Genomic DNA, 26,976 nt, shown 5'->3' with positions numbered 1-26,976 from the left:
GATAAGGAGCCTGCGATGGCCCAGGAGAACACGTCCACCGGTACCCCGGCACCGCACCCGGTACCGCACGCGCTCGGTGGCGGGCATCCCGCACCCCCCGTGCCGCCCGCCGAGCCCAGCCCGTCCGCTTGGGGCAGGGTCGACGACGAAGGAACCGTGTACGTCAACACGCCCGACGGCGAACGGGCGGTCGGTGTCTGGCAGGCCGGGAGCCCGGACGAGGGTCTGCTCCACTACGCGCGCCGCTTCGACGACCTGCGCACCGAGGTCGAGCTGCTGGAGACGCGACTGGAGTCCGGCGCGGGCGACCCGAAGCACGCGCTGTCCACGGCCACGCAGCTGCGCGATGGTCTCGCCGAAGCCGCCGTCGTCGGCGACCTCGCCGCGCTGGGCGGCCGCATCGAGCAGGTCATCGCCCACGCCGAGAAGGCGCTGGCCGCGGCCAAGCAGGAACGTGAAGAGGCCCGCGCGGCCGCCGTACTCCGCAAGCAGGCCCTCGCCGACGAAGCCGAGAAGCTCGCCGCCGAGTCGACCCAGTGGAAGGCCGCCGGCGACCGGCTGCGCGCCATCCTGGACGAGTGGAAGACCGTCAAGGGCGTCGACCGCAAGACCGACGACGAGCTGTGGAAGCGGTTCTCCAAGGCCCGTGAGGCGTTCAACCGCCGCCGTGGCTCGCACTTCGCCGAGCTCGACAAGCAGCGCGCGGGAGCCAAGAACCGCAAGGAGGAGCTGATCGCCGAGGCCGAGTCGCTCTCGGAGTCCTCGGACTGGGGCGAGACGGCGGGTCGCTACAAGGACCTGATGACCGAGTGGAAGGCCGCCGGCCGCGCGCCCAAGGACAGCGACGAGGCGCTCTGGCAGCGTTTCCGCGCGGCGCAGGACAAGTTCTTCGCACGGCGGTCCGCGGTGTTCTCCGAGCGGGACGCCGAATTCGCGACCAACGCGCAGCGGAAGGAAGAGCTGCTCGTCGAGGCCGAGAAGATCGACCCCGCGGCGAACCTCGAAGCGGCGAAGCAGCACATGCGGCGCATCCAGGACCAGTGGGACGAGCTCGGCAAGGTCCCGCGCGAGCGCATCCGCGAGCTGGACGGCCGCCTGAAGGCCGTGCAGGACGCGATCAAGTCGGCCGAGGACAGCAAATGGCGGCGGACCGACCCCGAGGCGCAGGCCAGGGTGGCGCAGTTCCGCGAGCGGGTCGAGCAGTTCGAGTCGCAGGCGGCGAAGGCGCGTGCGGCCGGCGACGAGAGGCGCGCGAAGAAGGCGGACGACCAGGCCGCGCAGTGGCGTGAGTGGCTCGAGGCGGCGGAAGCGGCCATCGCGGACAGGTAGGTCTTCGGGGCTTTCGCGTGCAATGAACGGTCCGTTCCTTGCAAATTTCGCAAGGAACGGACCGTTCATTGCGTTCGCGGGCGGGACTCGCCTCACTCCACTGTGGAGGGGTGTATCGCTCGTCGGTGCGTATTCGAGCGCTCTCCGCGTCTTACCGTGCTCCACTTCGATCATGAACCAGACACTGATTTCCCCAGTACGCCGGGCGCTCGCCGTCCTGGCGATCAGTTGTGCTCTGGTGGCCGGACTCACCCCGGCCGCGGCGGCGACCGGTTCCCCGGCTCCGGTCCCCGCCTCTTCCGAAGCAGGCAAGAAGAAGGTCAAGCTCGACGCGTCGCTCAGCAAGAAACAGGTCAAGGTCAACAAAAGGTGACCCTCAAGGGGAACCTGCAAGTCGAGGGCGGCGCCCGTGCCGACGGGACCGACAGCCTCGAGGCGATCATCGTCCAGCAGCTTCAAGGAAGTGTCTGGGTGAACATCGCCGACACGACCTGCCGGCCCAATTCGACGTTCTCCCTGAAGCTGAGTTTCTCCTTCAGCGCGGTCATCACGCTACGGGCCTACCACCCCGAAACGACGCTCTACGCGAGCGCGTACACGTCCAGCAACCTCACCTTGCGCGTCGGCTAGGCGCTAGACCGCGAACATGACTTACAGGGCAGCGGCTAGCTCCGCGAGAAGGCCGCCCGCATCCAGTAGAGGGCCAGCGCGACGGTGGCGATCCAGGCAACGATCAACCCGAAGCCCGGACCGCCACCGGCCGCGCCGGTCGCGTGCGAGGACTGCTGGGACCAGATCGCGAGCATCCCGTCGACGGAGGCGAACCAGCCACCCGCGGCGCAGACCCAGGCCAGCCACCAGCGCCGGGTCACCAGCGCGACGGCGGAGGCGAACACCCCGATCCCGGTGGAGGTCGCGGCGAACAGCTGCGGGATCCCGCCGCCGTGGCCGAGCAGCACCTCCCAGCCGGCGTGCTCGCCGACCCAGGGCAGCAGCTGGGCGATCAGCAGCACGAACGCCAGCACGGCGATGGAGAATCCGCGCCTGCCCAGTTCGATCGTCTTGGCGGCGCGTTCGCCCACTTCGTCGATCTCGGCGGCGAGTTCGTCGATCTTCGGTTCGGTCACAGTGCACACCCGCTCACCGGTTCCGGCGTGACGGCCGGGGCGCCGAAGCCCGGCAGTCCCAGCGTCACGCCGTTGGTCTTCGGCCGGAGCCCGGCCTCGGAGTTGTCGCCCGCCTTGGTGCGGCGGTGCGACAGCAGATCGCCGTCGGCGACGAGGTGGTGCGGAGCGCCGTAGGTCACCACGGTCTCGACGACGTCGCCGGGACGCACGGAGCGGTCCATCAACGGTCCCGTCGGCGCGAAGTGGACGAGCCTGCCGTCACGGGCACGGCCGCTCATCCGATGTGTCTCGGAGTCCTTGCGTCCCTCGCCGGAGGCGACCAGCAACTCGACGCGGCGTCCGACGATCTTCTTGTTCTCTTCCCAGGAAATGTCGTTCTGCAGCTTCACGAGCCGTTCGTAGCGCTCCTGCACGACCTCCTTCGGCAGCTGACCGTCCATCTGGGCGGCGGGCGTACCCGGCCGGATCGAGTACTGGAAGGTGAACGCGCTGGAGAACCGCGCCTGCGTGACGACGTCGAGCGTGGCCTGGAAGTCTTCCTCGGTCTCGCCGGGGAAACCGACGATGATGTCGGTGGTGATCGCGGCGCCGGGCATCGATTCGCGCACGCGGTCGAGGATCTTGAGGTAGCGCGCCGAACGGTAGGACCGCTTCATTTCGCGCAGCACCTTGTCCGAACCGGACTGGAGCGGCATGTGCAGCTGGTGGCACACGTTCGGCGTCTCGGCCATCGCGTCGATGACGTCCTCGGTGAACGCCGCGGGATGCGGCGAGGTGAAGCGGACGCGCTCCAGGCCTTCCACCGAACCGCAGGCACGCAACAGTTTCCCGAACGCGAGCCGGTCGCCGAATTCGACGCCGTAGGAGTTCACGTTCTGGCCGAGGAGGGTCACTTCGAGCACGCCTTCGGCGACGAGCGCCTCGACCTCGGCCAGGATCTCGCCGGGACGGCGGTCGCGTTCCTTGCCGCGTAGTGCCGGGACGATACAGAAGGTGCAGGTGTTGTTGCAGCCGACCGAAATCGACACCCACCCCGCGTACGCCGAATCGCGCTTCGCCGGGAGCGTCGAAGGGAAGGTCTCGAGCGATTCGAGGATCTCGACCTCGGCCTCGGCGTTGTGCCGCGCGCGTTCCAGCAGCGTCGGCAGCGCGCCGATGTTGTGCGTGCCGAAGACGACGTCGACCCAGGGCGCGCGTTTGACGATCTCGCCGCGGTCCTTCTGCGCGAGGCAGCCGCCGACGGCGATCTGCATGTCCGGCTTCGCGGTCTTCTGCGGCCGCAGATGGCCGAGGGTGCCGTACAGCTTGTTGTCCGCGTTCTCCCGCACCGCGCAGGTGTTGAACACGATCAGGTCGGGTGTGGCCCCGCCGTCACCCGGAACGTAGCCGGCGTCCTCGAGCTGCCCGGCAAGACGTTCGGAATCGTGCACGTTCATCTGGCAGCCGAAGGTGCGGATCTGGTAAGTGCGCGCGCTCATCTCGCCTTCGAGGGTACGCGGGCGGGGTTCCATGGCACGATCGACCCTCATGAGGAGACCAAGGGTGCTGGCGGCGGTGATCGTCGTGGTCTGTGCCCTGGTCGCCGGGTGCGAGCCCGGTTTCGGCCCGCTGCACCTGCGCATCGCCGCCGGCAACCCCGGCGGCGTTTATCTCCCGTTGTCCCGGCCGCTCGCCGCGGCGTGGGCGGCCGATCTGGAGATCGCGCTCCCCGAGGTCCAGGAGACCCAGGGATCGCTGGACAATGTCAGCCGTCTCCGGTCCGGGCACGCCGACATCGCGTTCGCCGCCGCCGACGTGGCCGCCGATCACGCCGCGGGGTTCTCGGCCCTCGCCCGGATCCACGACGACTACCTTCACGTCGTCGTCCGTGCCGGCTCGTCGATCACTTCGATCGAGCAGCTGAAGGATCACCGGGTGGCGATCGGCGCACCCGACTCCGGTGTCGAGTACATCGCGAAACGCCTGCTGACCGTCGCCGGGTTGAACGGGCGGGTGGTGACTCGGCAACTCAACTTCGAGGAATCGTTCGCCGCCCTCAGCCGTGGCGAGGTCGATGCCTTCTTCTGGTCCGGCGGCCTGCCCACCGTCCGCCTCGCCGAAGCGACGGGCACCCGAGTGAGGCTGGTCGACCTCGAAACGCTACTCCCCCGGATGCGCGAGGTCAGCCCCGTCTACGGCACCGCCACCATCCCGGCCAGCACCTATCACCAGGAAAAGCCGGTGACCACCCTGCTGGTCCCGAACTTCGTGCTCGTACGGTCCTCGATGCCCGATGATCTCGCCGAAGCGCTGACGGCGAGCCTGTTCGGTGCCCGCCCCCGGCTGGCGGAGGCCAATCCGGCGGCCCTGTCGATCGACGTGCACCCCGGGATCGAAACCAGCCCTCTGCCGCTGCATCCGGGAGCGCTCCGCCACTACCGCGAAGTCAAGCCCTGAGCCGAAGCCCCTGACGTGACCGGAAGGGCGGGAAAGGTCACCGTGGCTTCCAGCCCCTCGCCTTCCGGTGATTCGAGGACCAGTTCACCATCGGCCCTGGTGACGATCTCCCGCACGATCGCGAGCCCCAGCCCGGAGCCCGGTACGTTCTGGTGCCGGGCGCCGCGCCAGAACCGGTCCGTCGCGCGTCCCAGGTCCTCGGGCCGCAGGCCGGGTCCGTGGTCCCGCACGGCGATCCGCACCCGGTCCCCGGCGAGCCGCGCCGAAACCTTCACCTCGGTGTCCGGTCCGCTGAACTTCAAGGCGTTGTCCAGCAGCGAGTCGAGCACCACGGTCAACCCGTCCGGCGGGACCAGCACCCGCATCACCTCGTCGGTCCGCTCCGCCGACAGCACGACGTCGCGCGAAGCGAATACGACCGACCAGTCTTCGATCCGCTGATCGATCAGCTCTCCGACGACGACCGGGACCAGCTCGTCCCCGGACGCCTCGGCCTTCGCCATCGACAGCAGGTCGTCGACGAGCCGGTACACGCGGTCGGCGTCGACCATGGCCGCCGCCAGCTCCGCCGCGGGCTCACCCTCGACCTGCGCCTTGACATTGCCGAGCCGGATCTTCAGCGCGGTGAGCGGGTTGCGCAGCTGATGTGAGGCGTCCGCGACGAAGGCCCGCTGCGCCGCCAGCGCCGCGGACACCCGGCCCGTCATCCGGTCGAACGAACGAGCCAGCTGACGCAGCTCGGGTGGTCCGCCGCTTTCCCCGACCGGATCGGCCGTGCGCCCGCTCAGGACGGCGGTCACCAGATGCTCGGTCGCGTCGTCCAACCGGCGCACCGGGCGCAGGATCCACCGGATGAGCGGTGTGGTCAACAAGAGCGCGAGCACGAAGGCGAGCACTCCGCCGACGGCCAGCAGCACCCACTGCCACAGCACTTCGGTGCGGGCACGAGAGGTTTCCGAGACCGTCAGCACCGCGCCCCGTACGTCACCGTCCACGAGGACGGGCTCGGTGAGGACCAGCGTGGCCGTGCTCCACGGGGTCAGCCGCTCCCCCGGCCCTTGATGACGGCCCGCCAGCGCGTCACGGATGGCGTCGGCGACCCGGGATTCCGTGAGCAGATCACCGGAGGTACCGACCACCTGCCGGAAGTCGCGGTCCACCACCGCCACCTCCACGCCGTAGACCTCCGCGTACCGGCGTATCTGCTGATCGAGCTCGGCGAACCGGTTGTCCAGCAACGGCCGCTCGGCGAGGGAGGCGAACCGGGACGTGTCCGTGAGCCGGTCGAGGAACAAGCGCTGCCGCTCACCGTCGGCCAGGCTCAGCCCCAGCGGGACACCGAGCCCGAACACCACCAGCGAGACCAGGATGAGCACGATTCCCTGCAGCCGTACTCGCACCGTTTCAGTTCCCTCCATCGCGGAGCCGGTAACCGACTCCGCGGACGGTCTCGATCAAGGCGGGACGGCCCAGTTTGGTCCGCAGCGTGGCGACGTGGACGTCGAGTGACCGGCTCTCCGCCGCCCCGCTGTGACCCCAGACCTTGATCAGTACCTGTTCCCGTGAGCACACCGCCCCGCGCGCGCGGACCAAGAGGGAGAACACCTGGAATTCCTTGCGGGAAAGGGCGGCCGGTTCGCCCGCCACGAGCACTTCGTGACGGGCGAGATCCATCGTGACGTCGCCGAGCCGGATGACCTCGGCGCCGGCGGCGGCTTCCCGCTCGCCGCGTCTGCGGCTCACCGCGTCGACCCTGGCCAGCAGTTCGTCGACGTCGTACGGTTTGACCAGATAGTCGTCGGCCCCGGCGCGCAGGCCGAGGATGCGGTCCCCGACCTCGCCACGAGCCGACACCACGATCACCGCGACGTCACTCTCGGCCCGGATGCGGCGGCACAGCTCCACCCCGTCGATATCGGGCAGGCCGAGATCGAGCAGGACCACGTCGAACCGGGCCACCCGTTCGAGCACTCCCGCTCCGGACGCGAGCCGGGTCAGCGTCAGCCCGCGGGACGCCAGTGCCGGAACGAGAGCGTCCGCGACCCGGTCGTCATCCTCGACAAGCAGCACCCGCACGTCGGCCACCCTTCATCTCATCCGGACCCGTCGATGGTCCCGGACCTCACCTCCGGCCGCGAGGTCACGACGCGGCGAAGCTCACGCTGAGCCACTGACCGCCCGGCGACGGACGGGTCGTTTGCCCCATTCGTGCGGTTCGCACCCGAACATCCGGGCGGCCTCGGTTTCACCGCGTGACGAACATCGATATCTACTTGAAACCCTAAGTGTTGCTCAAAGCTCGGGACCCCGGCCGCGCACCGGGGTAGGTTTCCCCGACATACGCAGGACACTCGCCCACTCCCCGGCGAGCGGATTTTGGAGGCCAGATGACCGCGGACGTGGCGCCACTGATGATCAAGGCAGCCGCCGTGAACAAGTACTTCGGCGACCTCCACGTGCTCAAGGAGATCAACCTCGAGGTGCCGAAGGGGCAGGTCGTCGTGGTGCTCGGGCCGTCGGGATCCGGTAAGTCGACGCTGTGCCGGGCGATCAACCGCCTCGAACCGATCAACTCCGGCGAGATCGCCGTCGACGGTGTGCCGCTGCCCGCCGAGGGGAAGGCGCTGGCGGCGCTGCGTGCCGATGTCGGCATGGTGTTCCAGTCGTTCAACCTGTTCGCGCACAAGACGATCGTCGAGAACGTCATGCTGGCCCCGATGAAGGTCCGCAAGTCCTCGGAGGCGGAGGCCCGCAAGGCGGCGATGGAGCTGCTCACCAGGGTCGGCATCGCCAATCAGGCGGACAAGTACCCGGCACAGCTCTCCGGCGGCCAGCAGCAGCGCGTGGCGATCGCCCGCGCGCTGGCCATGCGCCCCAAGGTGATGTTGTTCGACGAGCCGACGTCCGCGCTCGACCCGGAAATGGTCCAGGAGGTCCTGGACGTCATGACCGGCCTCGCGAAGGACGGGATGACGATGCTCGTCGTCACGCACGAGATGGGCTTCGCCCGGCGGGCGGCGAACCGGGTGATCTTCATGGCGGACGGCGAGATCGTCGAGGACTCGACCCCGGACGACTTCTTCACCCACCCCAAATCCGACCGGGCGAAGGACTTCCTCGGCAAGATCTTGACCCACTGAAATGATTTCAGGAAGCATCGACCACAGGAGATCCGCATGAAAATCCGCGCCCTGGTGACCGGGCTGCTCGTCGGCAGCCTCGCCTTGACCGCGTGCGGCAAAGAAGGAGCCCCGGCGGAGGGCGACGGCGCCGCGGGAACGAACGCCGCCTCGCTCCCCACTTATGCCGTGGCACAGAACGTCGACATCGCGGGCTCACCGACCTTCGCCAAGTTCAAGGCCCGCGGCGGCCTGGTCATCGGAGTCAAGGACGACCAGCCCGGACTCGGCCAGAAGGACCCGACGACCGGAAAGTTCTCGGGTTTCGACATCGAGATCGCCCGGCTGATCGCGGCCAACCTCGGTTATCCCGAGGACAAGCTCACCTTCAAGCCGGTGCAGTCCCTCGGCCGGGAGCAGGCGATCGCCAACGGTGACATCGACTACTACGTCGGCACCTACACGATCTCCGACAAGCGCAAGCAGCTCGTCTCCTTCGCGGGCCCGTACTTCGTGGCCGGGCAGGATCTCTTGGTCCGTAAGGACGACAGCTCCATCACGGGTCCGGAAACGTTGAAGGGTAAGAAGGTCTGCTCGGCGACGGGGTCGACTCCGGTCCAGCGGGTCCGGGAGCAGAACCTCACCGAGGGCGGCAACATCGTCGAGTTCCAGGGCTACTCGCAGTGCGTCGAAAAGGTGATCTCCAAGGAGGTCGACGCCCTCACCACCGACGACGCCATCCTGAAGGGCTACGCGGCGCAGGAGCCGGATCAGCTCAAGGTCGTCGGCAAGACCTTCTCCAAGGAGCCCTACGGCGTCGGGATGAACAAGGACGACAAGGCGCTCCGCGACAAGGTCAACGAGTTCCTGCAGACCGCGCTCGACGACGGCACGTGGCAGAAGATCTACGACGCCACCCTCGGGAAGTCCGGTTCCCCGGCGCAGAAGCCGATTCTCGAACGGTACTGACCCACGATGACCGAATCGCCGGTGGTCCCGACAAGGAACCACCGGCGATCCTTATCACCACTCCGGCGGCGGGGAAAGTTGCATGGACGTCCTACTCGATAACCTGGACCTCTTCGGTCCGTTCTTCCTGAACACGATCTACCTGTTCCTCCTGGCCGCTGCCGCCAGCCTTGTTCTCGGCACTTTTCTCGCCATGCTGCGGGTGAGTCCGGTACCGGTCTTCCGTGCCACGGGGACGACCTACGTCACGCTCGTGCGAAACACCCCGCTGACCCTGGTGTTCCTGTTCTTCGCCTTCGCTTATCCGCTGCTGAACATCATCGGCCTGTCGTACTTCGTGGCCGCGGCCGTCGCCTTGACCCTGTACACGGCGGCCTTCATCTGCGAGGTGGTCCGCTCCGGGATCAACACCGTCCCGGTGGGCCAGGCCGAGGCGGCCCGCGCGCTCGGCCTGTCGTTCGGCCAGATCATCGGCTCGATCGTGCTTCCGCAGGCGATCCGTTCGGTGGTGCCGCCGATCATGAGCACGCTGATCGCCCTGCTCAAGAACACCACGATCGCCGCCGGGTTCTCGGTGACCGAAGCGGGAGCGATCCGGCAGTACTTGTCCGAGCGCGGTGAGGACCAGCTCATCGGCTTGCTGTGGGTGACACTCGGCTTCCTCATCCTGGTCGCGGTCCTCTCCTATGTTCAGCGGTCCCTCGAAAAGCGGTGGAGCATCAGCCGATGAGCAACGTCCTGTTCGACCTTCCCGGCCCGAAGGCCCGTGTCCGGCACCGGGTGCTGGCCGTTGTCGGCATCGTCGCGGTGCTCGCACTGGTCGCCTACGTGGTGTACCGCTTCTACGACAGCGGGCAGTTCACCGCCCGCAAGTGGGAGTGGCTCCAGTACAAGCAGGTCCAGGCAGATCTGCTCGAGGCCGTCTTGGCCACGTTGAAGGCTTTCGCGGCGGGCGCGGTGCTCGCTCTCGTCTTCGGCGCGGTCTTCGCGGCAGGACGGCTTTCCGACCACGCGTGGATACGCGGTATCTCGACAGGCGTCGTCGAATTGTTCCGCGCCATACCGCTGCTGATCCTGATGTTCCTCTTCTACTACGGCCTGCCGGTCATCGACGTGCGGATGACGCCCTTCGCCGCCGTCGTGCTGGGACTCACCCTCTACAACGGCTCCGTGCTCGCCGAGGTCTTCCGCGCGGGGATCCTCTCGTTGCCGAAGGGACAGTCCGAAGCCGCGTACGCACTGGGAATGCGCAAGACCCAGGTGATGTTCTTCGTCCTTCTCCCCCAAGCCGTCAGGGCGATGCTGCCGACCATCGTCAGCCAGTTGGTCGTCCTGCTGAAGGACACCGCGCTCGGCTTCCTGATCACCTTCGAGGAGTTGCTCTACTACGCCCGCTTCGTCGGCTCACAGGGGGCGTTCAGCCGCCCGATCGTACCGACGACGATCGTCATCGCGGCGATCTACATCACCCTGTGCCTGCTCCTCACTTCCCTGGCCAAATATCTCGAGAAGCGTAACCGCCGTAACAAGAAGATCATCCACACCAAGGACGACGGCGATCTCGCGACGCTCACCGCGGTCCAGCCGGGCGCCAGCGGGGGTCTCGGCGGCGTGGGAGCCCAGTAGGAGTTTCCCGCCTGCCCTCGTCCGGGGCTCATGAGACGGACGCACAGCCGCCGGTACCGTGGCAGATCACGCCACACCGGCGGCTGTTCGCGTCCGGTTACGAATTCCGCATCGGCGACCCGGTCCGCGCACCCATTCTGATTTCACCGCGGCGCCTTCCGCGACGGAATTCGAATATTCGACCGCTCGCGCATCGTCTTCGGGGCATTCTCCCCCAGGTCAAATGTTTTTTTCCCACCGTGGCTCATCGTCGTCAGAACCTCCATTTGGCGGTACCTCGCCCCCAGCCCGGGTAACGATGATGTCAATGAGCACGCAGAATTCCGCTTCTCGGAACTGCCACTGGGGGTTTGCATGAGCGATCAAAGCGAACAATGAGCTCTTGGCTCGATATCCGGCCATAAACGCGTCGGCGGAATTCCGCGGAACCGCGAAAAGTATTGCCGACAGGTGCGTCCAGGTTGCGCATTTCACCCGGGCGGCCTGCTTCAGGACGCCTTGAAGCCGATAACCGCGTGAAATGAACAAGGAGACGAATGTCCGCACTGTCCATAGTTCCCGGGAAAGCGGTCAAGAAGATTATCGACGACTCCCGGAACACCGTGATCGACCTGATCGAAAAGACATACCTTCTGCACCATTCCGGACAAAGCGTAAATCCGGACAGCTATTTTCTCCGCTTCCCGGACAAACCGGATTCGCGGGTCATCGCCTTGCCGAGCTACCTGGGTGGTGACGTCGACAGGATCGGCATGAAATGGATCGCCAGCTTCCCCGGCAATGTCGCGGCCGGCAGACCGCGAGCTTCCGCGGTGCTCCTGATCAACGACTACGAGACCGGCTACCCCATCGCTTGTGTGGAGGCCGCCGGGATCAGCGCCGCACGAACCGCGGCTTCCGCGGCTTTGGCCGCCCGCGAGCTCCCGCGGGGCACCGGCACCGAGCGCGTCTCCCTCGTCGGTGCCGGGGTCATCGCCCGCACCATCACCGACTATCTGGTCGAAGTGCTGCCGAAACTCAGTGAGGTCCTGGTCTATGACCGCGACCCCGGCAGCGCCGACCGGTTGGTGGAACACGCACGACGGGTTCACGGCTTGACCGCGCGCAGAGCCGAGACGTTGACCGAGACGTTCGACCCGCAACTCGTCGTCTTCGCCACCACCGCGGCGGCTCCCTACGTACCGGCGGAAACCGTGTTCCGGGACGATCAGTTGCTGCTCAACATCTCGCTGCGGGATCTCCCACCGGAACTGCTGCTGCGCTCGAACAATGTTCTCGACGACGTCGAACACTGCTTGAAGGCCGACACCTCACCTCATCTCGCCGAACGCCTGTCCGGTGGCCGGGAATTCATCAACGGCACCATCGGCGACGTCCTGCGCCACGACATAACCCTCTCGCCCGACCGGGCGACCGTCTTCTCACCGTTCGGACTCGGCGTGCTCGACCTGGCGGTCGGCAACCACATCCTCGAGCGGGCCCGCCTCGACGGTTCGCTGATCGAGATCGACGACTTCATCGGCGAGACCAGCCGCTGGTGACGAAGCCGGCCGCCGCGACACCCGATCCACCATCACCGAGGAGAGACCTCCCCATGGACACCCCGGAGAACATCCATCTGGTCGTCGGCCCTCCCCGCTGCGCGTCGACGGCGTTCGCGCGAGTGCTGTGGAACAACCCGGAGATCCGCTACTACTCGCACGAGCCGTACGAATCGACGCACTACCGGTCCTTGGACCCCGCGCACGCCGACGCCGCTCTGGCCGATCCGCTCGATCTCAAAACGGTCATCCCGCCCAAGAGCGGCGAGAAGCTTCTCGTGAAGGAGATGACCTTCCAGGTCGGTGCCCACTTTCCGCGACTGCTCGACCGGACGGCCCATCCGGTGGTCTTCCTCATCCGGGACCCTCGGCTGACGGTCAGTTCCCGCCGGCGGATCAAAGCGTCGCACGATCTGCCCACGGATTTCCCGCTCCGGGAGACCGGCTGGCAGGACCTGGTCGAGCAGGTCGCCCACTGCCGCGAACGCGGGGTCGAGTACCTGATCGTCGACAGTCACGACTACCGGTCGGCGCCGGAACCGATCTTCGAGCGGATCCTCTCCGCGTGGGATCTGCGATTCGAAGAAGACCAGCTGCGCTGGCGAGCGCAACCGGACCTGCCCTTGAGCAATCACGGTGCCAACTATTTCTACAGCCGGGTGTTGAACAGTACGGGAATCGAACCGCCGACCGAGCGGATTCCCTCCGTCACGGATTTCCCGGCCGACGACGGCCTGCGTGAGCATATCGAGTGGGCGGTCTCCCACTATACGCGGATGCGCGAGGACGGCCACTTCGTGCACCTGCCCGAGCGCAGTCCGTCCACGCTTTGAGCGACTAGTCAAGCTTCTGCGGCAAGTATCGGGGGTCTCTTTGTCATGCCCATCGTCCGCGCACCAGAAGACCTGATCATCGAAGACATCTATATCGACCTGCATTCGTTCTTCGGAAAATCCGTGTATCTGAAATGTGAGAGTTTCAATCTCGCTGGCTCGATCAAGCTGAAAGCGGCACGTTCGATGGTGGACGCCGCCGAAAAGGCGGAACTACTCGGCGAAGATTCGGTCATCGTCGAATCGTCGTCGGGAAACCTCGGAATCGCGCTGGCCATCATCGCCGCCAGCCGGGGATACCGGTTCATCTGTGTCACCGACCCACGCGCCAATCCCGGTGTCCGCCGGTTGATCGAGAGCATGGGCGGCGAGGTCGTCGTCGTCACCCAGCTCGACGAGACCGGCGGCTACCTCGGCACCCGGATCCGCGTCGTGCAGGAGTTGTGCGCGACCGATCCACGGCATGTCTGGCTGAACCAGTACGCGAACGCGGAGAACTGGCGGGCGCATTACCGGCATACCGCGCCGGCGGTGTTCGCCCAGTTCCCTTCGGTCGATTACGTGTTCATCGGCGCGGGCACCACCGGGACGTTGATGGGCTGCGCCCGGTATCTCCGCGACCGCGGTCACCGAGCGAAGATCATCGCGGTGGACAGCGCCGGGTCCGTGACCTTCGGTGGCCGGCCGGGACCGCGTTTCCTCCCCGGGCTCGGCACGAGCCGGAAGCCCGAACTGGTCGATCCCTCCCTCGTCGACGACGTGATCATGCAGGACGAACGGGAAGCGGTGCAGATGTGCCATCGCCTCGCGGCGAGGGGCTACCTCCTGGGCGGCTCGTCCGGCACGGTGCTCAGCGCGGTGGAGCACTACCTCAAGGATCTTCCCGACCACGTGACCGCGGTGGCGCTCTCCCCCGATCTCGGCGATCGCTACCTGGACACGCTCTACGACCGTGACTGGGTCGAGGAGCGATTCCCCGGCTGCCTGTCTCCTCAGCGGCGGAACGAACGCAGCGAACTGCAGAAGAACTTCGTCTGAGCGTCACCCGGCTTCGACCTTCTTGGAGAGTCTCGTGAACAGCTATGTCGATTCGATTTCCGCCACGCGGGTGCAGAACGCACCGCCGGCCGTCGCGGGCAACGGCACCATCCCCGCCAGGGAACGCGGGGCGACCATCTGGTTCACCGGCCTGCCCAGCTCCGGCAAATCGACGATCGCCAGGGAATTGGCGGCCGACCTCCGCGGTGACGGGCACAAGGTCGAAGTGCTCGACGGCGACGAATTCCGGGCGAAACTGTCGAACGGTCTCGGTTTCTCCCGCGAGGACCGGGACATCAACGTCTTCCGCGTCGGATGGGTGGCCCAGCTGCTGGCCAGGAACGGGGTCAAGGTCCTGGTCCCGGTGATCGCCCCGTACGCCACCACCAGGACGGCCATCCGCGAGCAGCACGTCCACGCCGGAACGACGTACCGGGAAGTCCACGTGGCGACACCGCTGGACATCTGTGCCGACCGTGATGTGAAGGGGCTTTACGCGAAACAGCGGTCCGGGAAACTCACCGGGCTCACCGGGGTCGATGACCCCTACGAGGTGCCGGCGCAACCGGATCTGCGGCTGGACACCCAGGCCGAGACCGTCGAACTGACCGTGGGACGGCTACGCGCCGCGCTGAACGAATGGGAACTGCTGTGACTCTGTCCACCATCGACCAACCGGCGGGCCGGTCCGGTTCCGGCGTCTCGCCGGAACACGCTCAGCTGGAAACCCTGGAGAGCGAGGCGGCGCACATCATCAGGGAGGCCGTCGCCGAGTCGCAGCGGCCCGTGCTGTTGTTCTCAGGCGGCAAAGACTCGGCGGTACTCCTGCATCTCGCGCTGCGCTCCTTCGCACCGGCGAAGCTGCCCTTCGGTCTCCTGCACATCGACACCGGTCACAACTTCCCCGAGGTGCTGGCCTTCCGGGACGAGATCGTCGAGCGGCACGGACTGGACCTCACCGTGGCGAGTGTCCAAGCCTGGATCGACACGGGAAGACTCAGCGAACGACCGGACGGGCTGCGTAATCCTCAGCAGACCCGCCTGTTGCTGGACGCGATCCGGACCGGCAACTTCGACGCGCTGTTCGGCGGTGCCCGGCGCGACGAAGATCGGGCGAGAGCCAAGGAGCGCGTCTTCTCGGTGCGCGACCCGTTGGGCGGCTGGGAACCCCGGCGCCAGCGGCCGGAGCTGTGGCAGCTCTACAACGGCCGGATCCGGCCCACCGAGCATCTGCGGATCTTCCCGCTGTCCAACTGGACCGAAGCCGATGTATGGAGCTACATCGTCCGGTACGACGTGCCGCTCCCGCCCATCTACTTCACCCATCCACGGGAGGTTTTCCGGCGCGACGGCATGCTCCTCGCGCCCGGGGCCTGGGGTGGCCCCCGTCCCGGTGAAGTGGTCACCACGCTGCCGGTGCGTTACCGGACGGTGGGCGACATGTCGTGCACCGGCGCGGTCGAATCGGAGGCGAAGACGGCCGAGGACGTGCTGCGCGAAGTCATGGAGTCCCGGGTGAGTGAACGCGGCGCCACTCGTGCCGACGACCGTTTGTCCACCACGGCCATGGAGGACCGCAAGCGGGAGGGGTACTTCTGATGACCATCGACAAGGCCACGACCGGCGGCCTGCTGCGGCTGGCCACCGCCGGAAGCGTCGACGACGGGAAATCGACCCTCGTCGGCAGGCTCCTGATCGACTCGGATTCGGTGTACACCGACCAGTTCGACGCACTGGAAGGCACCTCGGACGACGGTCTCGAGGTGGACCTCGCCCTGCTCACCGACGGTTTGCGGGCCGAACGGGAACAAGGCATCACCATCGATGTCGCCTTCCGGTACTTCTCGACGGCCAAACGCCGGTTCGTCCTGGCCGACACGCCAGGTCATGTGCAGTACAACCGCAACACCGTCAGTGGGATGTCACTGGTGGACGCCGTGGTCGTCCTCGTGGACGCCCAGACGAGCCTGCGGGACCAGGCCCGCCGTCATCTCGCGGCGGCCTCCCTCCTGCGGGTCCCCCACGTGATCGTGGCCGTGAACAAGATGGACGCGGTCGGCTTCGACGAAGCTCGCTTCACCCGGTTGCGGGACGAGGTCCTGGACTGCACCCGCCGCCTCGGCATCGAAGACGTGGTCGTGATCCCGCTTTCCGCCCTTCGCGGTGACAACGTGGTGACCCGATCGGAAAGAACCCCGTGGTACGACGGGCCGGCGTTGCTGGAGCACCTCGAGGAGGTCCCCACCGAGCCCGCACGGGCGGGCGGCGCGGCGCGGCTGCCCGTGCAATACGTCCTGCGCGGCGGCGAGGAACCGGCACGGTCCTACACCGGACGGATGGGCTCGGGCTCGCTGTCACCCGGCGACGAGGTCCTGATCCTGCCTTCCGGGGTGTGGTCACGGGTGCTTCGCGTGCGCCGGCTCGGTGAGCCGGTCGAGCAGGCCCGCCCCGGCCAATCGGTGGAGATCCAGCTGGCCGACGAGGTGGACGTCTCGCGGGGGGACCTCATCGCGGGTGTCCCCGCCCCCGGGCTCACCACCGAGTTCACCGCGGTGATCTGCTGCGTATCCGATCACCGGCTACGGGAAGGCGAGCCGCTACTGGTCAAGCACGGCACCCGGACGGCGCGAGGGGTGCTGCGCGAGATCCTGTCCAGCCTCGACCTCACCACGATGTCGTACACCCCGTCCGGTGACGCCGTCGGAGGCAACGACATCGCGGTGGTTTCGATTCTGACGGCGGAACCACTGCCGATAGAGCCGTATCGCCACGACCGGATCACCGGGAGTTTCCTCCTGCTCGATCCGGAGGACGGGAGCACGACGGCAGCGGGGATGGCGGGAAGTCCGGCAGGCGCGGGCTCGACGGCCGATCTCGCCGAGGAGAGCCTGACGTGTTGATCGACCCCGCTCTGGTGGCGACATCGTTGCTGCTCGGCGGAGTGATCGGGCTGACCGGAATGGGCGGCGGCGCCCTGCTGACCCCGCTGCTGGTCGGCGTGTTCAACGTCCCGCCCGCGGCGGCGATCACGTCCGACCTCGTGGCATCGGCGATCATGAAACCCTTCGGTGCCGCCGTCCACCTGCGGTCCAGAACGGCGGATCTACACGTCGTCCGCTGCCTGCTTGTCGGGTCGGTCCCCTGTGCGTTCGCCGCACCGGTCCTGGCGCACGTCTTGATCGACGGCGGGATCCCGGACGGCTTTCTTCGCGTCCTGCTCGGCGTGATGGTCGTCGTCAGCGCCCTGCTGGGCGTGGCACGGGCGTTCCTGAAGTCGTCGAGACCGGCCGGCGCGGAACCGGACCGACGGCGGAACCGGGTGACGCTGGGTGTGCTCGGGGCCGTCGTCGGGACGTTGGTCGGGCTGACCTCGGTCGGTTCCGGTTCGCTCGTGGCGGCGGGTCTGGTCGTGCTCTTCCCCGCGATGACCGGGACACGGTTGACCGCGACCGACCTCGTCCAGGCGGTACCCTTGGTCTGGGCCGCGGCGCTGGGCCATCTCCTGGTGGGCGAGTTCACCCTGGGCATCACCGCGTCGGTGGTGCTGGGCGGAATCCCGGGTGTCGTGTTCGGCAGTCTGTGGGCGACCCGGGTACGCGGCCGATGGCTCAAGACGTTCGTGCTCGGCCTTCTGATGTTCAGTGGTCTGTCCATGCTCTCGCTTCCGCTCTGGGCCGCCGCGCCGATCGCCGTCACCGCCGGGACGGTGCACTGGTTCCTGCGCGATAAACCACCGCGAGAACCCGTTTCTCCGGTTTCAGCCACGCCACCGACCAGCCGGAGTAACGATGTCCCTCTCTGACACCGCACTGGCGGTCGCGCTGGCCGAACGGGCGGGACGGTCGCTGAGCCGGTTCCGGACGAAGCACGCCGATCTGTCACCTCGCCGACTGGGCGAGGCCGCGGACGCGCATTCGGAAAGCTTTCTCGCCAGGGCCCTCACGCACCTCCGGCCCGGAGACAGTGTGCTATCGGAGGAGGCCGCCGACGACGGTGTCCGGCTCGGCCGTGACCGGGTGTGGATCGTCGACCCCCTCGACGGCACGCGCGAATACGGGGACGGGCGAGACGCGAACTGGGCAGTGCATGTCGCCTTGTGGGAAGCGGGTGCGGGCGTGACCGCGGCCGCCGTCGCGATTCCGGATCTGGAGCTGGTGCACTCGACGGAGTTCCCCCGGCCCGCCGGGACGGGTTCGCCGGTGATGCTCGTGAGTGCCGGACGGCCGCCCGAGTTCGCCGCACCCGTGGCCGAAGCGCTGGGACTGGACCTGGTGGGCATGGGATCGGCCGGAGCGAAGGCGATGGCGGTCGTCCGCGGTGAAGCCGACGTGTACCTGCACGCCGGCGGCCAGTGGGAATGGGATTCCGCGGCTCCGGTCGGCGTCGCCATGGCCGCCGGGCTGCACGCGTCCCGGATCGACGGGTCACCCCTGCACTACAACAAACCGAACCCCTACCAGCCCGACTTGCTGATCTGCCGTCGAGAACTGGCCGGGCGAGTGCTCGAATCGGTGGCATCGTTCAGCGACTGAACAGGAGCCGAGATTCCGGAGGAGTTGTTCGCATGTCGCATCACGTCACGGGCGTCGCGTGCTGACCCCGCTCGACTGGGCGGGTTTCGGCTCGGTAAGCCTCGTCGCCCTGCTTTTCCTCTGTCTGGCCGCGTTCACCGCGGGTGCGGTGGACGCGATGGTCGGCGGTGGCGGGCTGATCCAGCTTCCCGCCCTGCTCTTGGTCATGCCGGGCGGCGCACCCGTGTACGCGCTGGCGACCAACAAGATTTCGAGCCTGGTGGGGACATCGGCGGCGCTTCCCACCTACGCCAGGCGCACGTCCTTGGACTGGCCGTCCGCGCTTCTGATGGCCGTGACCGCGCTCGGCGGCGCCGTCGCCGGAGCCATGTCGGCCACCCTGCTGCCATCCAAAGTGCTCACCATCATCGTTCTGGCCGCCTTGGTCGGGGTAGGGCTCTACACCCTGCGCCAACCGGACCTCGGCACGTCTGAGCTGGTCCGGTTCGGCAAACGAGGCGAAGTGCTGACGATGACCGGCACCGGTGCGGTGCTCGGTTTCTGGGACGGGCTCGCCGGGCCCGGCACGGGATCCTTTCTCATCTTCGTCCTCGTAGGTCTGATCGGATACTCCTTCCTCCGCGCGTCGGCGACCACGAAACTGGTCAACGCCGCCACGAACCTCGGCGCGCTCCTGTTCTTCATCCCGACCGGGAAAGTACTGTGGGGGCTCGGATCGGTCATGGCGTGCTGCAATCTGGCGGGCTCGATACTCGGCGCGTCCGTGGCGGCTCGCCGCGGCTCGAGATTCATGCGGCGGGTCTTCCTGTCCGTGGTCCTCGCGCTCGTGTGCAGCCTCACCTGGAAACTGGTCATGGGCGGCTGAACGTCCGGACCTGTCGTCACCGTGGGGAAATCGGCTCTCCCGGGTCGCCCTACCAGGGAGGTACGACCTGATGGGCGGACCCGGACATGACCGCGGAAGTGCTGTCGGCCTTGCCGGGTCTGGCGGGCGGATCGGTTCTTGTCATCGGCTGCGGCGAGGGCCGGAATCCGCACGGCGGCTTTTACAGTGCTCGCAAACCTGAAGGTTGCGGTCGTCCCGGCCGGGAACTCGAGTGGTTTCGCGACACTCGCGTCCCCGGCCGGAGCCGGACTTACTTGTCCCGCCGGAACAGCTTGTTCCCCAGCCACACGATGGGGTCGTACTTCCGGTCCGCGACGCGTTCTTTCATCGGGATCAGCGCGTTGTCGGTGATGTGGATGCCTTCCGGGCACACGTCACCGCAGCACTTGGTGATGTTGCAATAGCCCAGCCCGTGCTCCTCCTGCGCCGCGTCACGCCGGTCGGCGACGTCGAGGGGGTGCATTTCGAGTTCGGCGATGCGCATGAGGTATCGGGGGCCGGCGAAGGCCTCCTTGTTCTCCTCGTGGTCACGCACCACGTGGCAGGTGTTCTGGCACAGGAAGCACTCGATGCACTTGCGGAACTCCTGCGAGCGCTCCACGTCGACCTGCTGCATCCGGTACTCCCCCGGCTTCAGCTCCGGAGGCGGGGTGAACGACGGGATCTCGCGGGCCTTGGCGTAGTTGAACGACACGTCGGTCACCAGGTCCCGGATCACCGGGAACGTCCGCATCGGCGTCACGGTGATGACCTCGTCCTCGGTGAAGGTCGACATCCGGGTCATGCACAGCAACCGCGGCTTGCCGTTGATCTCCGCCGAGCAGGAACCGCATTTGCCCGCCTTGCAGTTCCACCGCACCGCCAGATCCGAGGCCTGGGTGGCCTGCAAGCGGTGGATGATGTCGAGGACGACCTCGCCCTCGTTGACCTCGACGCGGTAGTCCTGCAGCTCACCCGAATCGGCGTCGCCGCGCCAGACCCGGAAACTCGCCTGGTAGCTCATGCCGGACTCCCGGGGTGCGAGGCCAGTTCTTCGTCGGTGTAGTACTTCCCCAGCTCGGACAGTTCGAAAAGCTCCAGCAGGTCCTGCCGCAGCGGGGTCTGTTCCTTGGCCTCGATGCCGATCTCCGGCACCACCGGATTGTCGCCCGGCGTGGCCGAGCAGACCAGGAGTTTGTTGCGCCACCGGGCGTCCAGGCCCGGGTGGTCGTCGCGGGTGTGCCCGCCCCGGCTCTCGGTCCGCATCAGCGCGGCCCGCGCCACGCATTCGCTGACCATCAGCATGTTGCGCAGGTCGACGGCGAGATGCCAGCCGGGGTTGAACTGCCGGTGTCCTTCGACGGTGACCCGCTTGATCCGCTCGCGCAGTTCCCCGAGTTTCTCCAGCGCCCGCTCGATCTCCTCCGCTTTCCGGATGATGCCGACGAGGTCGTTCATCGACTGCTGCAGTTCGGTGTGCAGGCTGTACGGGTTCTCCTCGACGCCGTCGCCCGACGGCTCGAACGGCGCGAGCGCCATCGCCGCGGCGGCGTCCACATCGGACTGATCGACCTTGGGGCGATCCTTCAGTTCCGACACGTAGGACGCGGCACCGAGGCCCGCGCGGCGGCCGAAGACGAGCAGATCCGAAAGCGAGTTGCCGCCCAGCCGGTTCGAGCCGTGCATCCCGCCCGAGCACTCGCCCGCGGCGAACAACCCCGGCACACTCGAAGACGCGGTGTCCGGGTCGACCTCGATCCCGCCCATCACGTAGTGACAGGTGGGGCCGACCTCCATCGGCTCCTTGGTGATGTCGACGTCGGCGAGTTCCTTGAACTGGTGGTACATCGACGGCAGCCGTTTGCGGATCTCCTCCGCGGGCAGCCTGCTGGCGATGTCGAGGAAGACCCCGCCGTGCGGCGACCCCCGGCCCTCCTTGACCTCGGTGTTGATCGCGCGCGCGACCTCGTCCCGCGGCAGCAGGTCCGGGGTGCGGCGGTTGTTGTCGGCGTCGGCGTACCAGCGGTCGGCTTCTTCCTCGCTGTCCGCGTACTGCCCCTTGAACACGTCGGGGACGTAGGAGAACATGAACCGCTTGTCCTCGGTGTTCTTGAGGACCCCGCCGTCACCGCGGACGCCTTCGGTGACCAGGATCCCCTTCACACTCGGCGGCCAGACCATGCCGGTCGGGTGGAACTGGACGAACTCCATGTTGATGAGCGTCGCCCCGGCCCGCAGCGCCAGCGCGTGCCCGTCGCCGGTGTACTCCCACGAGTTCGAGGTGACCTTGAACGACTTCCCGATCCCGCCCGTGGCCAGCACGACCGCCGGTGTCTCGAACAGGATGAACCGGCCGCTCTCCCGCCAGTATCCGAAGGCGCCCGAGATTCGCCCGTTGTCGGTCAGCAGTTCGGTGATCGTGCATTCGGCGAAGACCTTGATCCTCGCTTCGTAGTCTCCGGTCTCCTTGAAGTCCTCTTGTTGCAGCGAAACGATTTTCTGCTGCATCGTGCGGATCAGTTCGAGTCCGGTGCGGTCACCGACGTGTGCCAGCCGGGGATACGTGTGCCCGCCGAAGTTGCGCTGACTGATCCGGCCGTCGGCGGTGCGATCGAACAGCGCGCCGTAGGTCTCCAGTTCCCAGACCCGGTCCGGCGCCTCCTTGGCGTGGAGTTCGGCCATCCGCCAGTTGTTGAGGAACTTCCCGCCGCGCATGGTGTCGCGGAAGTGCACCTGCCAGTTGTCGTTCGAGTTCGCGTTGCCCATCGACGCCGCGCAGCCGCCTTCGGCCATCACCGTATGCGCCTTGCCGAACAGCGATTTGCACACCACCGCGACGCTGAAGCCGCGCTCACGGGCCTCGATGACCGCGCGGAGACCGGCGCCGCCTGCCCCGATCACCACCACGTCGTAGTTGAGCCGTTCGACCTCGGTCATAGAAAGAGCCACCTCAAAGCTTGTCGCCGGGGACGGGAGATTCCCGCGCCGCTAGTTGATGAACCGCAGATCCGAAATCGCGCCGCTGGCCACGAGCATCACGTAGAGATCGGTCAGCACGAGCGTGCCGAGCGTCGTCCACGCCAGCGCCATGTGCCGGGTGTTGAGCTTCGTGATCTGCGTCCAGATCCAGTAGCGGACCGGATGTTTCGAGAAGTGCTTGAGCCTGCCGCCGGTCACGTGGCGGCACGAGTGACAGGACAACGTGTAGGCCCACAACAGGATCACGTTGCCGAGCAGCACGATGTTGCCGAGCCCGAAACCGAATCCGCCGGTCTTGCCGTGGAACGCGGTGATCGCGTCGTAGGTGTTGACCAGCGAGACGACCACGGCCACGTAGAAGAAGTAGCGGTGGACGTTCTGCAGGATCAACGGCAAGCGGGTCTCACCGGTGTACTTCGCGTGCGGTTCGGCGACCGCGCACGCGGGCGGCGAGAACCAGACGGCGCGGTAGTACGCCTTACGGTAGTAGTAGCAGGTCAGCCGGAAGCCCAGCAGGAACGGCAGGACGAGGAAGCCGAGCGGGACGAAACCCGGCAGTTCGCCGATCCAGGCCCCGAAATGCCGGGAGCCTTCGACGCAGGATTCCGAGACACAGGGTGAATAGAACGGCGTCAGGTAGTGGTACTCGGGCACCCAGTACGCGGTGCGCACGAAGGACCTGATCGTCGCGTAGACGATGAAGGCGGAGAGGCCGAGGACGGTCAGTAGCGGGGACAGCCACCACCGGTCGGTGCGCAGCGTTTTCTCGGCGATCCGGGCCCGCGACGGTGCACGGACCCCCGTACCCCGTCCGGCCTCATCGCCGGCGGGGGCGCTCACCGCTGATCGCGCTTGTAGCCGCCGACGCCTTCGTCATCGGCGCCGTGCCACAGCGCCGGGTCGTAGGGCGTATCGGGAATCTGGACACGATCGGCGGCCTGCGCCTGCGCGGGCACCGCGTTCGGAGTCGTGTCGAGATCGGTCGCGTCGATGTCGAGCCGCTCGACGTCGTTCGCCAGGCGTCGTACCGCCGAAGCGTCGCCGTATCGGGATCGCAGCGCGCCGACGCACTGCCTCAACTGACCGATGGCTCGCCGAAGCTCGGCGATCTCTGTGGTGGACATCGGTACCTCCCGATGGTCGGTTCGGTTGGCCGCTCGAGCCTTCGAAGGCAAGCGATCCTCGCCGTCTCGACTCTGCCGCGCGTTGTGCAATGTGACAAGTAGCACAGTGGAACCTAATGACGTGACGGAGGTCACGCGAGTCGATCTTCTGTATCGATTTTGATTCGAGCTTTCCCCCGAGGTACTGTGGCCACTGTCACGACCCAGCGGCGTCAGCGTTGCCGTCCCGCGGACCACCACGACCAGTGATCCGGAGCCGGACATGAGCACCGCCCCGAACGTCCACCCCATCATCGCCGAAGTCACCGAACGCATCGCCGCCCGCAGCGCCGGAACCCGCGCCGCGTACCTCGAGCGGGTCGCCGCCTCCCACGGAGAAGGACCGGTGCGGCGCGGCCTCGACTGCAGCAACCTCGCCCACGGCTTCGCCGCGATGGAAGGTGTCGACAAAGCGGCACTGCGCGCCGTGCGGGCGCCGGGCGTCGCGATCGTCTCCTCCTACAACGACATGCTTTCGGCGCACCAGCCGATGCAGGAGTACCCCGCGATGCTCAAGGGCTCGGTCCGTCAGGCGGGCGGGGTGGCGCAGTTCGCCGGTGGCGTGCCCGCGATGTGCGACGGTGTCACCCAGGGCCGCCCCGGGATGGAGCTGTCGCTGTTCAGCCGCGAGGTGATCGCGATGTCGACCGCGATCGCGCTGTCCCACGACATGTTCGACGCGGCACTGCTGCTCGGCGTCTGCGACAAGATCGTGCCGGGCCTGCTGATCGGGGCACTGTCCTTCGGGCACCTCCCGGCGATCCTGGTGCCCGCCGGGCCGATGAACTCCGGTCTGCCGAACAAGGAGAAGGCACGCGTGCGCCAGCTGTACGCGGAGGGCAAGGCGACCCGCGAAGACCTGTTGGACGCGGAAGCGGCTTCGTACCACTCGGCGGGAACGTGCACCTTCTACGGCACGGCCAACTCGAACCAGATGGTCGTCGAGGTGATGGGCCTGCACCTGCCGGGCGCCAGCTTCGTGCAGCCGAACTCGCCGCTGCGGAAGGCGCTCACCGAAGAGGCCGGACGTCGCGTGGTGAAGCTTTCGCGAGGCGAGGAGTACACGCCGATCTCGCGCGTGATCGACGAGAAGGCCGTCGTCAACGGCGTCATCGCACTGCTCGCCACGGGCGGTTCGACCAACCACACGATGCACCTCGTCGCGATCGCCGGGGCCGCGGGCATCCAGCTGACCTGGGACGACTTCTCCGACCTGTCGGCGGTGATCCCCCTGCTGGCGCGTGTGTACCCGAACGGCAGCGCCGACATCAACCACTTCCACGCCGCCGGGGGCATCCAGTTCCTGGTCGGCACGCTGCTCGACGCGGGCCTGCTGCACGAGGAGGTCCAGACCGTCGCCGGGCCGGGTCTGCACCGCTACCGGCAGGAGCCGATCCTCTCCGAGGGCGAACTGGTCTGGCGTGACGTCCCGGCGCGCAGCCTCGACGAGGACGTCCTGCGCCCCGTGTGGCGGCCGTTCGCCGCCGACGGCGGGCTGCGGATGGTCGCGGGCAACCTCGGCCGCGCGGTGATCAAGGTGTCGGCCGTCGCGCCGGAGCGCCGGATCGTCCAGGCCCCGGCTCGGGTATTCACCGATCAGAAGTCCTTCAAGGACGCTTTCGAGGCCGGCGAGCTGAACCGCGACGTCGTCGTGGTCATCCGGCAGCAGGGCCCTCAGGCCAACGGGATGCCGGAACTGCACGGCCTCACCCCGGCACTGGGGGTGCTGATGGACCGCGGGCACCAGGTGGCGTTGCTCACCGACGGCCGGATGTCGGGCGCGTCCGGGAAGATCCCGGCGGCGATCCAGGTGACCCCGGAAGCCGCCGCGGGCGGCCCGATCGCGCGGATCGCCGACGGCGACGTCATCCGTCTCGACGCCAAGGCCGGGACGCTCGACGTCTTCGTGGGTGACGAAGAACTCGCCCGCCGTGAACTGGTGGACTCCCCGCCTTCGGAGGCATCCTGGACCGGCACCGGCCGGGAGCTGTTCGCGGCGCTGCGCCGCGCGGTGGGCCCCGCCGATCAAGGCGCGAGCGTGTTCGGACCGCTCACGCCGGAACACTTCGGCGCTCCGGCGCACACGTTGACCCCTGTGGAGGTAACCCAGTGACCACCGGCGCCGACCTGCTCGGCCTGTCCCCCGTGATGCCCGTCGTCGTGCTCGACGACGCCGGCGACGCCGTGCCCACCGCGCGGGCCCTGCTCGCGGGCGGGATCGGCGTGATCGAGCTGACCCTGCGCACCCCGGCGGCACTCGCCTCCATCGAGCGGATCGCCGCGGAGGTCCCGGAGATCGTCATCGGCGCCGGGACGGTCACCGCACCGGAACACGCCAAGCAGGCCGCCGACGCCGGCGCGAAGTTCCTGGTGACCCCGGGCTGCACGGACTCGGTCTTGGACGCGGCGTTCGACACCGGGCTGCCGTTCCTGCCGGGCGCGAGCACAGTCTCGGAGGCGATGCGGCTGGCCGAGCGCGGGCTGACGGCGTTGAAGTTCTTCCCCGCCGAGGCCAGTGGTGGCGTGGCGTACCTGAAGTCGATCGGCGGGCCGCTGCCCGGCCTGCGGTTCTGCCCCACCGGCGGGATTACCGTGAAGACCGCGCCGGACTACCTCGCACTGTCCAATGTGGGCTGCATCGGTGGTTCGTGGCTGACGCCGAAGGACGCATTGGCGGCCAAGGACTTCGGGAAGATCGAGGCTTTCGCGGCGGAGGCGTCGAAGCTCTGATCCGTGCTGTGAAGGCCACCTTCGCGGAGGTGGCCTTCACTGCTTTCAGAGCGGGAGCTGGTACTGGATGAAACCGCGGTTGACCGCGACCTGGTCGTACAGGCGACGCGCGGTCGTGTTGGATTCCCTGGTGTGCCAGTACACCCTGTCGCAATCGCGGTCGCGCGCCCAGTCCGCGACGGCCTCGATCAGCGCCCGCGCGACACCCTTGCCCCGGGCTTCCGGCGCGGTGAAGAGGTCTTGCAGGTAACAGACGTCGGTGAGCGCGGAAGTGCTGGGGTGCACCAGGAAATGCGTGATCCCGACGAGCTCGCCGCCCACGCGGGCGCCGCGCGCGTGCATCCGCTCTCCCGTCCGGAATTCGCGCCAGGCGCGGTGGTAAACCTCTTGAGGCGCAACACGTTCGTAGAAGGCGATGTACGCGCGGAACAGGTTTTCCCAGGCTTCGCGGTCTTCTGGCTCTAATGGAGCGATGGTGATCATGTGGTCCTCCCGGTGATCACCCGAGCCTAGGTGTTCGCCGCCGCCCGGCGAGTGGCCAATCGCGCGGTAAAACGCATTGCCACTCGCGAGCCGTCGACCCCGGTGTGGCCTGGCGGGAAGGTTGTTGGGGGGGGGGGGGGGGGGGGGGGGGGGGGGGGGGGGGGGGGGGGGGGGGGGGGGGGGTCCGGGGGGGGGGGGGGGAGGGG

General features: G+C 67.5%; 28 protein-coding genes. 19 read left to right on the top strand and 9 right to left on the bottom strand.

The features are described from left to right. Positions 1-15 precede the first annotated feature (15 nt). From ACZ6DT_RS29960 to ACZ6DT_RS29950, 3 genes are all read left to right on the top strand, one after another. Positions 16-1,329 carry a DUF349 domain-containing protein gene (locus ACZ6DT_RS29960; protein WP_465601552.1) on the top strand — a complete coding sequence of 438 codons (1,314 nt, stop codon included), beginning with the start codon at positions 16-18 and terminating at the stop codon, positions 1,327-1,329. A gap of 172 nt (positions 1,330-1,501) precedes the next feature. Beyond that, entirely contained in the window at positions 1,502-1,702 is a 201-nt protein-coding gene (locus tag ACZ6DT_RS29955) for a hypothetical protein (RefSeq protein WP_465601550.1), read from the top strand. Continuing rightward, entirely contained in the window at positions 1,699-1,959 is a 261-nt protein-coding gene (locus tag ACZ6DT_RS29950) for a hypothetical protein (RefSeq protein ID WP_465601547.1), read from the top strand. Before ACZ6DT_RS29955 ends, ACZ6DT_RS29950 begins: the two co-directional genes overlap by 4 nt. 35 nt (positions 1,960-1,994) lie before the next feature. Here ACZ6DT_RS29950 and ACZ6DT_RS29945 read toward each other — a convergent pair whose 3' ends face one another. Both ACZ6DT_RS29945 and miaB read right to left on the bottom strand, forming a co-directional pair. After that, a complete protein-coding gene (locus ACZ6DT_RS29945) occupies positions 1,995-2,456 on the bottom strand; it encodes an Rv2732c family membrane protein (RefSeq protein WP_465601545.1) in 462 nt (153 codons plus the stop codon). Beyond that, on the bottom strand, positions 2,453-3,967 hold the full coding sequence (gene miaB, locus ACZ6DT_RS29940) for a tRNA (N6-isopentenyl adenosine(37)-C2)-methylthiotransferase MiaB (protein ID WP_465601725.1): 1,515 nt from the start codon (positions 3,965-3,967) through the stop codon (positions 2,453-2,455). The genes ACZ6DT_RS29945 and miaB overlap by 4 nt, the downstream gene beginning before the upstream one ends. 16 nt (positions 3,968-3,983) lie before the next feature. On the opposite strand from miaB, the gene ACZ6DT_RS29935 reads away from it, so the two are divergent. Next, the gene (locus ACZ6DT_RS29935) at positions 3,984-4,892 is read left to right on the top strand and encodes a TAXI family TRAP transporter solute-binding subunit (RefSeq protein ID WP_465601542.1); all 909 of its coding nucleotides are present in this window, start codon (positions 3,984-3,986) and stop codon (positions 4,890-4,892) included. Here the strand turns inward: ACZ6DT_RS29935 and ACZ6DT_RS29930 are convergent. Further along, on the bottom strand, positions 4,871-6,292 hold the full coding sequence (locus tag ACZ6DT_RS29930) for a sensor histidine kinase (protein ID WP_465601723.1): 1,422 nt from the start codon (positions 6,290-6,292) through the stop codon (positions 4,871-4,873). The genes ACZ6DT_RS29935 and ACZ6DT_RS29930 overlap by 22 nt on opposite strands. 4 nt (positions 6,293-6,296) lie before the next feature. Next, on the bottom strand, positions 6,297-6,968 hold the full coding sequence (locus ACZ6DT_RS29925) for a response regulator transcription factor (protein WP_465601539.1): 672 nt from the start codon (positions 6,966-6,968) through the stop codon (positions 6,297-6,299). 335 nt (positions 6,969-7,303) lie between these two features. Here ACZ6DT_RS29925 and ACZ6DT_RS29920 point away from each other — a divergent pair, with 335 nt between their 5' ends. From ACZ6DT_RS29920 to ACZ6DT_RS29860, 13 genes are all read left to right on the top strand, one after another. Beyond that, positions 7,304-8,032, top strand: a complete 729-nt coding sequence (locus ACZ6DT_RS29920; RefSeq protein ID WP_465601720.1) for an amino acid ABC transporter ATP-binding protein — start codon at positions 7,304-7,306, stop codon at positions 8,030-8,032. A gap of 36 nt (positions 8,033-8,068) precedes the next feature. Then, entirely contained in the window at positions 8,069-8,980 is a 912-nt protein-coding gene (locus tag ACZ6DT_RS29915; protein WP_465601537.1) for a glutamate ABC transporter substrate-binding protein, read from the top strand. Between the two features lie 82 nt (positions 8,981-9,062). Beyond that, positions 9,063-9,710, top strand: a complete 648-nt coding sequence (locus ACZ6DT_RS29910) for an amino acid ABC transporter permease (RefSeq protein ID WP_465601534.1) — start codon at positions 9,063-9,065, stop codon at positions 9,708-9,710. Beyond that, complete coding sequence (locus ACZ6DT_RS29905) at positions 9,707-10,606, top strand: amino acid ABC transporter permease (protein ID WP_465601532.1); 900 nt, start codon at positions 9,707-9,709, stop codon at positions 10,604-10,606. The genes ACZ6DT_RS29910 and ACZ6DT_RS29905 overlap by 4 nt, the downstream gene beginning before the upstream one ends. A gap of 536 nt (positions 10,607-11,142) precedes the next feature. Then, positions 11,143-12,147, top strand: coding sequence for a 2,3-diaminopropionate biosynthesis protein SbnB (sbnB, locus tag ACZ6DT_RS29900; protein ID WP_465601529.1), 1,005 nt, complete (start codon positions 11,143-11,145; stop codon positions 12,145-12,147). Between the two features lie 53 nt (positions 12,148-12,200). Next, a complete protein-coding gene (locus tag ACZ6DT_RS29895; RefSeq protein WP_465601527.1) occupies positions 12,201-12,980 on the top strand; it encodes a sulfotransferase-like domain-containing protein in 780 nt (259 codons plus the stop codon). Positions 12,981-13,025: 45 nt separating this feature from the next. Further along, positions 13,026-14,018: a 2,3-diaminopropionate biosynthesis protein SbnA gene (gene sbnA, locus ACZ6DT_RS29890; protein ID WP_465601524.1), complete on the top strand. Its 993-nt coding sequence runs from the start codon at positions 13,026-13,028 to the stop codon at positions 14,016-14,018. A 34-nt stretch (positions 14,019-14,052) separates the two neighbouring features. Beyond that, positions 14,053-14,673: an adenylyl-sulfate kinase gene (gene cysC, locus ACZ6DT_RS29885; protein ID WP_465601522.1), complete on the top strand. Its 621-nt coding sequence runs from the start codon at positions 14,053-14,055 to the stop codon at positions 14,671-14,673. Next, the gene (gene cysD / locus ACZ6DT_RS29880; protein WP_465601520.1) at positions 14,670-15,617 is read left to right on the top strand and encodes a sulfate adenylyltransferase subunit CysD; all 948 of its coding nucleotides are present in this window, start codon (positions 14,670-14,672) and stop codon (positions 15,615-15,617) included. Before cysC ends, cysD begins: the two co-directional genes overlap by 4 nt. Further along, the gene (locus tag ACZ6DT_RS29875; protein WP_465601517.1) at positions 15,617-16,918 is read left to right on the top strand and encodes a sulfate adenylyltransferase subunit 1; all 1,302 of its coding nucleotides are present in this window, start codon (positions 15,617-15,619) and stop codon (positions 16,916-16,918) included. Before cysD ends, ACZ6DT_RS29875 begins: the two co-directional genes overlap by 1 nt. Continuing rightward, positions 16,912-17,820 (top strand): sulfite exporter TauE/SafE family protein, encoded by a 909-nt coding sequence (locus ACZ6DT_RS29870; RefSeq protein WP_465601515.1) that lies wholly within the window; start codon positions 16,912-16,914, stop codon positions 17,818-17,820. Before ACZ6DT_RS29875 ends, ACZ6DT_RS29870 begins: the two co-directional genes overlap by 7 nt. After that, positions 17,807-18,550, top strand: a complete 744-nt coding sequence (locus ACZ6DT_RS29865; RefSeq protein WP_465601513.1) for a 3'(2'),5'-bisphosphate nucleotidase CysQ — start codon at positions 17,807-17,809, stop codon at positions 18,548-18,550. Before ACZ6DT_RS29870 ends, ACZ6DT_RS29865 begins: the two co-directional genes overlap by 14 nt. A gap of 58 nt (positions 18,551-18,608) precedes the next feature. Beyond that, entirely contained in the window at positions 18,609-19,415 is an 807-nt protein-coding gene (locus ACZ6DT_RS29860) for a sulfite exporter TauE/SafE family protein (RefSeq protein WP_465601510.1), read from the top strand. A 271-nt stretch (positions 19,416-19,686) separates the two neighbouring features. On the opposite strand, the gene ACZ6DT_RS29855 is transcribed toward ACZ6DT_RS29860, so the two are convergent. From ACZ6DT_RS29855 to ACZ6DT_RS29840, 4 genes are read right to left on the bottom strand one after another with little or no spacing between them, the layout of a single operon-like run. After that, entirely contained in the window at positions 19,687-20,439 is a 753-nt protein-coding gene (locus ACZ6DT_RS29855) for a succinate dehydrogenase/fumarate reductase iron-sulfur subunit (protein WP_465601507.1), read from the bottom strand. Then, a complete protein-coding gene (locus tag ACZ6DT_RS29850; RefSeq protein ID WP_465601504.1) occupies positions 20,436-22,352 on the bottom strand; it encodes a fumarate reductase/succinate dehydrogenase flavoprotein subunit in 1,917 nt (638 codons plus the stop codon). Before ACZ6DT_RS29850 ends, ACZ6DT_RS29855 begins: the two co-directional genes overlap by 4 nt. A gap of 51 nt (positions 22,353-22,403) precedes the next feature. Next, positions 22,404-23,234, bottom strand: coding sequence for a hypothetical protein (locus tag ACZ6DT_RS29845; protein WP_465601501.1), 831 nt, complete (start codon positions 23,232-23,234; stop codon positions 22,404-22,406). Beyond that, positions 23,231-23,518 (bottom strand): hypothetical protein, encoded by a 288-nt coding sequence (locus tag ACZ6DT_RS29840; protein WP_465601498.1) that lies wholly within the window; start codon positions 23,516-23,518, stop codon positions 23,231-23,233. The genes ACZ6DT_RS29845 and ACZ6DT_RS29840 overlap by 4 nt, the downstream gene beginning before the upstream one ends. A gap of 262 nt (positions 23,519-23,780) precedes the next feature. Here ACZ6DT_RS29840 and edd point away from each other — a divergent pair, with 262 nt between their 5' ends. Beyond that, on the top strand, positions 23,781-25,670 hold the full coding sequence (gene edd / locus ACZ6DT_RS29835; protein WP_465601496.1) for a phosphogluconate dehydratase: 1,890 nt from the start codon (positions 23,781-23,783) through the stop codon (positions 25,668-25,670). Further along, positions 25,667-26,287 (top strand): bifunctional 4-hydroxy-2-oxoglutarate aldolase/2-dehydro-3-deoxy-phosphogluconate aldolase, encoded by a 621-nt coding sequence (eda, locus tag ACZ6DT_RS29830; RefSeq protein ID WP_465601494.1) that lies wholly within the window; start codon positions 25,667-25,669, stop codon positions 26,285-26,287. Before edd ends, eda begins: the two co-directional genes overlap by 4 nt. Positions 26,288-26,332: 45 nt before the next feature. Here the strand turns inward: eda and ACZ6DT_RS29825 are convergent, their stop codons facing one another. After that, a complete protein-coding gene (locus ACZ6DT_RS29825) occupies positions 26,333-26,770 on the bottom strand; it encodes a GNAT family N-acetyltransferase (protein ID WP_465601491.1) in 438 nt (145 codons plus the stop codon). Positions 26,771-26,976 lie beyond the last annotated feature (206 nt).

The organism is Amycolatopsis sp. NPDC041971, assembly GCF_055588925.1.
Note: the sequence above shows the minus strand (reverse complement) of the source record. Positions and strands in the feature narration are given on the sequence as shown.

Bases quoted from the DNA above. Each gene is read 5' to 3' on its own strand.
- ACZ6DT_RS29960 (WP_465601552.1), top strand. From the start codon at position 16: ATGGCCCAGGAGAACACGTCCACCGGTACCCCGGCACCGCACCCGGTA.
- ACZ6DT_RS29825 (WP_465601491.1), bottom strand. From the start codon at position 26,770: ATGATCACCATCGCTCCATTAGAGCCAGAAGACCGCGAAGCCTGGGAA.
- ACZ6DT_RS29915 (WP_465601537.1), top strand. From the start codon at position 8,069: ATGAAAATCCGCGCCCTGGTGACCGGGCTGCTCGTCGGCAGCCTCGCC.
- ACZ6DT_RS29895 (WP_465601527.1), top strand. From the start codon at position 12,201: ATGGACACCCCGGAGAACATCCATCTGGTCGTCGGCCCTCCCCGCTGC.
- edd (WP_465601496.1), top strand. From the start codon at position 23,781: ATGAGCACCGCCCCGAACGTCCACCCCATCATCGCCGAAGTCACCGAA.
- ACZ6DT_RS29910 (WP_465601534.1), top strand. From the start codon at position 9,063: ATGGACGTCCTACTCGATAACCTGGACCTCTTCGGTCCGTTCTTCCTG.
- ACZ6DT_RS29840 (WP_465601498.1), bottom strand. From the start codon at position 23,518: ATGTCCACCACAGAGATCGCCGAGCTTCGGCGAGCCATCGGTCAGTTG.
- ACZ6DT_RS29905 (WP_465601532.1), top strand. From the start codon at position 9,707: ATGAGCAACGTCCTGTTCGACCTTCCCGGCCCGAAGGCCCGTGTCCGG.
- miaB (WP_465601725.1), bottom strand. From the start codon at position 3,967: ATGGAACCCCGCCCGCGTACCCTCGAAGGCGAGATGAGCGCGCGCACT.
- ACZ6DT_RS29850 (WP_465601504.1), bottom strand. From the start codon at position 22,352: ATGACCGAGGTCGAACGGCTCAACTACGACGTGGTGGTGATCGGGGCA.
- ACZ6DT_RS29865 (WP_465601513.1), top strand. From the start codon at position 17,807: ATGTCCCTCTCTGACACCGCACTGGCGGTCGCGCTGGCCGAACGGGCG.
- ACZ6DT_RS29855 (WP_465601507.1), bottom strand. From the start codon at position 20,439: ATGAGCTACCAGGCGAGTTTCCGGGTCTGGCGCGGCGACGCCGATTCG.
- ACZ6DT_RS29875 (WP_465601517.1), top strand. From the start codon at position 15,617: ATGACCATCGACAAGGCCACGACCGGCGGCCTGCTGCGGCTGGCCACC.
- ACZ6DT_RS29955 (WP_465601550.1), top strand. From the start codon at position 1,502: ATGAACCAGACACTGATTTCCCCAGTACGCCGGGCGCTCGCCGTCCTG.
- sbnB (WP_465601529.1), top strand. From the start codon at position 11,143: ATGTCCGCACTGTCCATAGTTCCCGGGAAAGCGGTCAAGAAGATTATC.
- sbnA (WP_465601524.1), top strand. From the start codon at position 13,026: ATGCCCATCGTCCGCGCACCAGAAGACCTGATCATCGAAGACATCTAT.
- ACZ6DT_RS29935 (WP_465601542.1), top strand. From the start codon at position 3,984: ATGAGGAGACCAAGGGTGCTGGCGGCGGTGATCGTCGTGGTCTGTGCC.
- ACZ6DT_RS29920 (WP_465601720.1), top strand. From the start codon at position 7,304: ATGATCAAGGCAGCCGCCGTGAACAAGTACTTCGGCGACCTCCACGTG.